This is a genomic window from Pseudomonas sp. Pseusp11 (assembly GCF_047304405.1).
Lineage (GTDB): Bacteria > Pseudomonadota > Gammaproteobacteria > Pseudomonadales > Pseudomonadaceae > Aquipseudomonas.
Map to the genome: position 1 here is coordinate 19,861 of NZ_JBGLZF010000058.1, position 7,450 is coordinate 27,310.

Genomic DNA, 7,450 nt, shown 5'->3' on the forward strand with positions numbered 1-7,450 from the left:
TCATCGCTACACACATGAATTTAGCTCAAGGGCATACGCGGGGCTGCGAACCAGAGCGTTCGGGCCGCCGGTACTGGAGAAAGAAAGCATGAGCAACTGGTTAGTAGACAAACTGATCCCTTCGATCATGCGTTCCGAGGTCAAGAAGAGCTCGGTGCCTGAAGGTCTGTGGCACAAATGCCCGTCTTGCGAGGCGGTGTTGTATCGTCCGGAGCTGGAAAAGACCCTGGACGTTTGCCCCAAGTGCAACCACCACATGCGTATCGGCGCACGCGCGCGCATCGACATCTTCCTCGACGCTGAAGGTCGTGCCGAACTGGGCGCGGACCTGGAGCCGGTTGACCGTCTGAAATTCCGTGACGGCAAGAAGTACAAGGATCGCCTGACCGCTGCGCAAAAGCAGACCGGCGAAAAAGACGCACTGATCTCCATGAGCGGCACCTTGCTGGGCATGCCGGTCGTGGTGTCGGCTTTCGAATTCTCCTTCATGGGTGGCTCGATGGGTGCCATCGTCGGTGAGCGCTTTGTGCGCGCCGCCAACTACGCCCTGGAAAACCGTTGCCCGATGATCTGCTTCTCCGCTTCCGGCGGTGCGCGGATGCAGGAAGCGCTGATCTCCCTGATGCAAATGGCCAAGACCTCCGCGGTGCTGGCACGTCTGCGCGAAGAAGGCATTCCGTTCATCTCGGTGCTGACCGACCCGGTCTACGGCGGTGTTTCCGCCAGTCTGGCGATGCTCGGCGACGTGATCGTCGGTGAGCCGAAAGCCCTGATCGGTTTCGCCGGTCCGCGCGTGATCGAGCAAACCGTTCGTGAAAAACTGCCGGAAGGCTTCCAGCGCAGCGAGTTCCTGCTGGAGCACGGCGCGATCGACATGATCATCCCTCGTCAGGAACTGCGTCCACGTCTGGGCAACCTGCTGGCACAACTGACCGGCAAGCCGACGCCTAAATTCGTCGCCGCGCCAGTCGAGCCGATCGTGGTCCCACCGGTACCTGCGAACCTATGATCGAGCGCACCCTTGGCGAGTGGCTCGCCTACCTTGAACAGTTGCATCCTTCGGCCATCGACATGGGGTTGGAGCGTTCGCAACAGGTAGCGTCCCGCATGGGGCTGGGCAAGCCGGCGCCTCGGGTGATCACGGTCACCGGCACCAACGGCAAAGGGTCTACCTGCGCCTTCGTGGCTTCATTGCTGCGGTCGCAGGGCCTGAACGTGGGTGTCTACAATTCTCCGCACCTGCTGCGTTACAACGAGCGGGTGCAGGTCAATGGCGTCGAAGCCACTGACGCGCAGCTGTGCGAAGCCTTTGCCGCGGTCGAGGCGGGTCGCGGCGAAACATCCCTGACTTACTTCGAAATGGGCACCCTGGCGGCGTTCTGGCTGTTTCAACAGGCCGGTCTCGATGCGGTGGTGCTGGAAGTCGGCCTGGGCGGGCGTCTGGACACGGTCAACGTGGTGGATGCCGATGTCGCGCTGGTCACCAGCATTGGTGTCGACCATGCGGATTACCTGGGTGATACCCGCGAATCCGTGGCCTTCGAAAAGGCCGGGATCTTCCGCCAGGGCGCGCCTGCACTGTGCGGCGATCTGAATCCTCCTCAACCTTTGCTGGATAAGGCGCGCGAGCTCAATTGCCCGTTTTTCCTGCGTGGGCGCGATTTCGACCTCGGTGTCACCGATCACAACTGGCAATGGCGCGGCATTGACGCCCAAGGGCGTGCGGTCGAATTGCACGATCTGCCATTGCTCGATCTGCCGATGGAAAACGCTGCACTGGCGTTGCAGGCTTACCTTCTGCTCGGTTTGCCTTGGGTGGATGCGCAGATTATTGAAGCGTTGAAAGCGACGCGGATCGTCGGTCGTCTTGATCGTCGGCAGTTCGACTGGCAGGGCAAGCGTCTGAATCTGCTGCTGGACGTGGGGCACAACCCTCACGCGGCAGAGTATCTGGCTCGGCGTCTGGCCAGTCGACCGCCGGCCGGCAAGCGTCTGGCGGTGTTCGGGTTGTTGGCGGACAAGGACCTGGATGGTGTTGTCGGTGAATTGAGTGCTAGTGTCCAGCATTGGGCCGTCGCGCCGCTGGATTCGCCGCGGGCACGGCCGGTAGCTCAGTTGCACGCAGCGTTGCAGAACCTTGGCGCCTCGGTTACGTCCTATGACAGCGTGGCCGCTGCCCTGGAAGGGCAGTGCGCGCAGGCGACGAGCGACGACGAGATTCTGTTATTCGGATCATTTTATTGTGTCGCCGAGGCCCTTGAGTGGCTGGCCCGGCACTCCACGGAGGAAGCGGCAAATGGCTTTGCTGGATAAGGCGTACAAGCAGCGCATGGTCGGTGCCTTGGTGCTGGTGGCGCTGGCGGTGATTTTCTTGCCGATGCTGTTTTCCCGTCAGGACGAACAGCGCCAGGTAAGGGTCGACGCGCCTGCCGCGCCGCATGCCCCCTCGATCCCGCAAGTGCAGATCGAGCCGGTGGCGGTGCCTGAACCGCAGGCATTGCCGCAAGAGCCTGTGCCAAGCGACGACGAAATTGCCGAGCAGCAAGCGCCGTCGGCACCGATTGCGCCAACGGCTCCCGTAGCGCCAGCGCCGCCGGCTGCCAAGCCAGTCGCGCCGCCAGCAGCGCCAGTTGCCAAGCCTGTGCCGGCACCTGCCCAGCCAATCGCGGTTGCACCGACCAAGCCGGTCGCTACTCCAAGTCGCGTCGATGCCAATGGCCTGTCGGTCAGCTGGTCGGTGCAACTGGCCAGCCTGGCGAGCCGTGAGAGCGCTGAAAGTTTGCAGAAAACCCTGCGCAGCCAAGGCTATAACGCCTATATCCGTTCCTCCGATGGCAAAAATCGGGTGTTCGTCGGGCCGCTGATCGAGCGTGCGGAAGCCGATCGTCTGCGTGATTTGTTGAGTCGCCAGCAGAACCTCAAGGGTTTTGTGGTGCGTTTCCAGCCTGAGCGCGGCTAAATCTATCGCCCCGATTTGAAAAGCACTGATAATCTCAGCTTACCGACAGCCATGGGCTCTGCTAAAATGCGCCGCCTCATCTGTCTGTAGGCTGCACTGTGCCATTTACCTGGGTTGACTGGGCGATCGTTGCAATCATCGCCATCTCCGCTTTGATCAGTCTGAGCCGCGGCTTCGTCAAGGAAGCACTCTCGCTGCTGACCTGGATCATCGCAGGAGTCGTTGCCTGGATGTTCGGTGGTTCATTGTCCGAGTACCTGGGCGGATATATTGCTACGCCGTCGGCTCGTGTGATCACGGGCTGTGCCATCATGTTTGTCGCCACTTTAATCGTAGGCGCAATGATCAATTATCTTATCGGCGAGTTGGTTCGCGTCACCGGGCTATCCGGGACCGATCGATTCCTCGGCATGGCTTTCGGCGGGGCGCGTGGCGTGTTGCTGGTGGTCGTGGCGGTCGGGCTGTTGAGCCTGGGGCCGGTACAGCAGGACGAGTGGTGGAAAGAGTCACAGCTCGTGCCAAAATTTCTATTGGTCGCAGACTGGTCCAAAAACCTGATCCTCGGGTGGAGCAGTCAGTGGCTTGCCAGCGGAATCAGCGTACCCGCTGATATTCCGTTCAAGGAGCACCTCTTGCCGACGGCCAAAACGCCTCAGTGAGTTGTGTTCAGTTCAGATCCATTAAGTAGGGGTTGCGTCGCATGTGTGGCATCGTCGGTATCGTCGGTAAGTCGAACGTCAATCAGGCGCTGTATGACGCGCTAACCGTCCTCCAGCACCGCGGCCAGGACGCTGCCGGTATCGTGACCAGCCACGATGGCCGGTTATTCCTGCGCAAGGACAATGGCCTGGTGCGTGACGTGTTCCATCAGCGTCACATGCAGCGCCTGGTCGGCCACATGGGCATTGGCCATGTGCGTTATCCGACCGCGGGCAGCTCGACCTCGGCCGAAGCTCAACCGTTTTACGTCAACTCGCCGTACGGCATTACCCTGGCGCACAACGGTAACCTGACCAACGTTGAACAACTGGCCAAGGAGATTTACGAATCTGACCTGCGCCACGTCAACACCAACTCCGATTCGGAAGTGCTGCTCAACGTGTTCGCACACGAGCTGGCCCAGCGTGGCAAGTTGCAGCCGACTGAAGAAGACGTGTTCGCGGCCGTCACTGACGTGCACAACCGTTGCGTAGGTGGTTACGCGGTCGTGGCGATGGTGACCGGTTACGGCATCGTCGGTTTCCGCGATCCGCACGGCATCCGCCCGATCGTCTTCGGTCAGCGTCACACCGACGAAGGCGTCGAGTACATGATCGCCTCCGAAAGCGTTTCGCTGGACGTGCTCGGTTTCACCCTGATTCGCGACCTGGCACCGGGCGAAGCGGTCTACATCACTGAAGACGGCAAGCTGCACACCCGTCAGTGCGCGACCAACCCGTCGCTGACCCCGTGCATCTTCGAACACGTCTACCTGGCACGTCCGGACTCGATCATCGACGGCGTTTCGGTTTACAAGGCCCGTCTGCGCATGGGCGAGAAGCTCGCCGAGAAGATCCTGCGCGAGCGTCCGGACCACGACATCGACGTGGTCATCCCGATTCCGGACACCAGCCGCACCGCGGCCCTGGAACTGGCGAACCACTTGGGCGTCAAGTTCCGCGAAGGCTTCGTGAAGAACCGCTACATCGGTCGGACCTTCATCATGCCGGGTCAGGCTGCGCGGAAAAAATCCGTACGCCAGAAGCTCAACGCCATCGAACTGGAATTCCGCGGCAAGAACGTGATGCTGGTGGACGACTCCATCGTTCGTGGCACCACCTGCAAGCAGATCATCCAGATGGCTCGCGAAGCCGGCGCCAAGAACGTCTATTTCTGCTCGGCGGCCCCGGCCGTGCGTTACCCGAACGTCTACGGCATCGACATGCCGAGCGCTCACGAGCTGATCGCCCACAACCGTTCGACTCAGGACGTGGCCGATCTGATCGGTGCTGACTGGTTGATCTATCAGGACCTGCCTGACTTGATCGAAGCGGTCGGTGGCGGCAAGATCAAGATCGACAAGTTCGATTGCGCGGTGTTCGACGGCCAGTACGTCACCGGCGACGTCGACGAGGCTTACCTGAACAAGATCGAGCAGGCACGTAACGATGCCTCCAAGGTCAAGACCCAGGCAGTCAGTGCGATCATTGATCTGTACAACAACTGAGTAACTACCGGCCCTGAGGGGCCGGTTTTGTATCTGGCTTTTAATTTACGAGAATAGGGAAAGGAGTGACAGCATGAGTCAGGATTGGGATGCCGGTCGGCTGGACAGCGACCTCGAAGGCGTAGCGTTCGATACCCTGGCCGTACGCGCCGGTCAGCACCGCACGCCGGAAGGCGAGCACGGTGATCCGATGTTCTTCACTTCCAGCTACGTATTCCGTACCGCCGCCGACGCGGCCGCACGTTTTGCCGGTGAAGTGCCGGGCAACGTTTACTCGCGCTACACCAACCCGACCGTGCGCGCGTTCGAAGAGCGCATTGCCGCCCTGGAAAGCGCCGAGCAAGCGGTGGCCACGGCGACCGGCATGGCCGCGATCATGGCAGTGGTGATGAGCCTGTGCAGTGCCGGCGATCACGTGCTGGTGTCGCGCAGCGTGTTTGGCTCGACCATCAGCCTGTTCGAGAAATACTTCAAGCGCTTCGGCATCGAAGTCGATTACATACCGCTGGCAGACTTGTCCGGCTGGGATGCAGCGATCAAGGCCAACACCAGATTGCTCTTCGTAGAATCGCCGTCCAACCCGTTGGCTGAATTGGTGGATATCACCGCGCTGTCGGAAATTGCTCACGCCAAGGGCGCGATGCTGGTGGTCGACAACTGCTTCTGCACGCCTGCGCTGCAGCAGCCACTGAAGCTGGGCGCGGACATCGTCGTGCACTCGGCGACCAAGTTCATCGACGGCCAGGGTCGTTGCATGGGCGGTGTCGTGGCGGGTCGCAGCGAGCAGATGAAAGAAGTCGTCGGTTTCCTGCGCACTGCCGGGCCGACCCTGAGTCCGTTCAATGCCTGGATTTTCCTCAAGGGCCTGGAAACGCTGAGCCTGCGCATGAAGGCGCATTGCGCCAATGCCCAGCAACTGGCTGAGTGGCTGGAGCAGCAGGACGGCATCGAGAAAGTCCATTACGCCGGGCTCAAGAGCCATCCGCAGCACGAACTGGCCCAGCGTCAGCAGAAGGGTTTCGGTGCAGTCGTGAGTTTCGAGGTCAAAGGCGGCAAAGAGGGCGCCTGGCGCTTTATCGACGCGACTCGCCTGATCTCCATCACCGCCAACCTGGGCGACAGCAAAACCACCATCACGCACCCGAGCACCACCTCTCACGGCCGTCTGGCGCCGCAAGAGCGTGAAGCTGCGGGGATCCGTGACAGCCTGATTCGCATTGCGGTCGGTCTGGAAGACGTGGCAGACCTGCAAGCCGATCTGGCGCGCGGGTTGGCTGCCTTGTGATCGAGTTGTCGACGCCGACCACGGGCACCCATGGCCGCGTCGCGCTGGTCACCGGTGCCGCGCGTGGCATTGGCCTGGGCATTGCGGCCTGGCTGATCAGCGAAGGCTGGCAGGTGGTGCTGACCGATCTGGATCGCGAGCGTGGTTCGAAAGTGGCGAAGGTGCTCGGCGAAAACGCCTGGTTCATCGCCATGGACGTCGCGAATGAAGCGCAGGTGGCGCTGGGTGTGGCCGAGGTGCTGGGGCAGTTCGGGCGTCTGGATGCGCTGGTGTGCAATGCGGCAGTGGCCGATCCGCACAACATCACCCTGGAAAGCCTTGACCTGGCCTACTGGAACCGAGTGCTGGCGGTGAACCTCAGTGGGCCGATGCTGTTGGCCAAGCACTGTGCGCCGTACCTGCGCGCTCACAGCGGCGCCATTGTCAATCTGGCCTCGACCCGTGCTGCGCAGTCGGAGCCCGACACAGAGGCTTACGCGGCGAGCAAGGGCGGTCTGTTGGCCCTGACTCACGCCCTGGCTATCAGTCTTGGGCCAGAGATTCGCGTCAACGCGGTCAGCCCCGGCTGGATCGATGCGCGGGATCCAGCGGCACGGCGCGCCGAACCGCTGACCGACGCCGATCATGCGCAGCATCCGGCGGGCAGGGTAGGGACTGTCGAGGACGTGGCGGCAATGGTGGCCTGGTTGTTGTCGAAGAACGCTGGTTTCGTCACGGGCCAGGAGTTTGTGGTCGATGGTGGCATGACCAAGAAGATGATTTACAGCGAGTAACCCAGTGTGGGAGCGGGCTTGCTCCGGGCGGCGATCCGACGAAAGCGGTCCGGCTGCGTATGACACGATTTTGTCTTTTTCAGAAAAACTTCAAGTGGGGTATTGACTTAGCTTCGGTACCTGCGTAAATTTCGCGGCCTCAGAGATGCAAAGGGTGATTAGCTCAGCTGGGAGAGCGTCTGCCTTACAAGCAGAATGTCGGCGGTTCGATCCCGTCATCACCCACC

7 protein-coding genes and 1 tRNA gene are annotated in these 7,450 nt (G+C 61.2%); all 8 read left to right on the forward strand.

The features are described from left to right. The first annotated feature begins 88 nt into the window (after positions 1-88). The 8 genes from accD (at position 89) to ACCC96_RS27960 (ending at position 7,448) form a co-directional block, all read left to right on the forward strand. Positions 89-1,009 carry an acetyl-CoA carboxylase, carboxyltransferase subunit beta gene (gene accD, locus ACCC96_RS27925; RefSeq protein ID WP_007935172.1) on the forward strand — a complete coding sequence of 307 codons (921 nt, stop codon included), beginning with the start codon at positions 89-91 and terminating at the stop codon, positions 1,007-1,009. Beyond that, on the forward strand, positions 1,006-2,313 hold the full coding sequence (gene folC, locus ACCC96_RS27930) for a bifunctional tetrahydrofolate synthase/dihydrofolate synthase (RefSeq protein ID WP_413697489.1): 1,308 nt from the start codon (positions 1,006-1,008) through the stop codon (positions 2,311-2,313). Before accD ends, folC begins: the two co-directional genes overlap by 4 nt. Further along, on the forward strand, positions 2,297-2,959 hold the full coding sequence (locus tag ACCC96_RS27935) for an SPOR domain-containing protein (protein WP_413697490.1): 663 nt from the start codon (positions 2,297-2,299) through the stop codon (positions 2,957-2,959). Before folC ends, ACCC96_RS27935 begins: the two co-directional genes overlap by 17 nt. Positions 2,960-3,057: 98 nt before the next feature. Beyond that, entirely contained in the window at positions 3,058-3,618 is a 561-nt protein-coding gene (locus ACCC96_RS27940) for a CvpA family protein (RefSeq protein ID WP_018928089.1), read from the forward strand. Between the two features lie 41 nt (positions 3,619-3,659). Next, positions 3,660-5,165, forward strand: coding sequence for an amidophosphoribosyltransferase (gene purF, locus ACCC96_RS27945; protein WP_007935163.1), 1,506 nt, complete (start codon positions 3,660-3,662; stop codon positions 5,163-5,165). Positions 5,166-5,238: 73 nt separating this feature from the next. Further along, positions 5,239-6,450 carry an O-succinylhomoserine sulfhydrylase gene (locus ACCC96_RS27950; RefSeq protein ID WP_413697491.1) on the forward strand — a complete coding sequence of 404 codons (1,212 nt, stop codon included), beginning with the start codon at positions 5,239-5,241 and terminating at the stop codon, positions 6,448-6,450. Further along, positions 6,447-7,223, forward strand: a complete 777-nt coding sequence (locus ACCC96_RS27955) for an SDR family oxidoreductase (protein WP_008007225.1) — start codon at positions 6,447-6,449, stop codon at positions 7,221-7,223. Before ACCC96_RS27950 ends, ACCC96_RS27955 begins: the two co-directional genes overlap by 4 nt. Before the next feature lie 152 nt (positions 7,224-7,375). Next, positions 7,376-7,448 (forward strand) — tRNA-Val (locus ACCC96_RS27960). Positions 7,449-7,450: the final 2 nt, after the last annotated feature.

Excerpts from the sequence above, each read along its gene's own strand:
- accD (WP_007935172.1), top strand. The coding sequence starts at position 89 with ATGAGCAACTGGTTAGTAGACAAACTGATCCCTTCGATCATGCGTTCC.
- folC (WP_413697489.1), top strand. The coding sequence starts at position 1,006 with ATGATCGAGCGCACCCTTGGCGAGTGGCTCGCCTACCTTGAACAGTTG.
- ACCC96_RS27935 (WP_413697490.1), top strand. The coding sequence starts at position 2,297 with ATGGCTTTGCTGGATAAGGCGTACAAGCAGCGCATGGTCGGTGCCTTG.
- purF (WP_007935163.1), top strand. The coding sequence starts at position 3,660 with ATGTGTGGCATCGTCGGTATCGTCGGTAAGTCGAACGTCAATCAGGCG.
- ACCC96_RS27950 (WP_413697491.1), top strand. The coding sequence starts at position 5,239 with ATGAGTCAGGATTGGGATGCCGGTCGGCTGGACAGCGACCTCGAAGGC.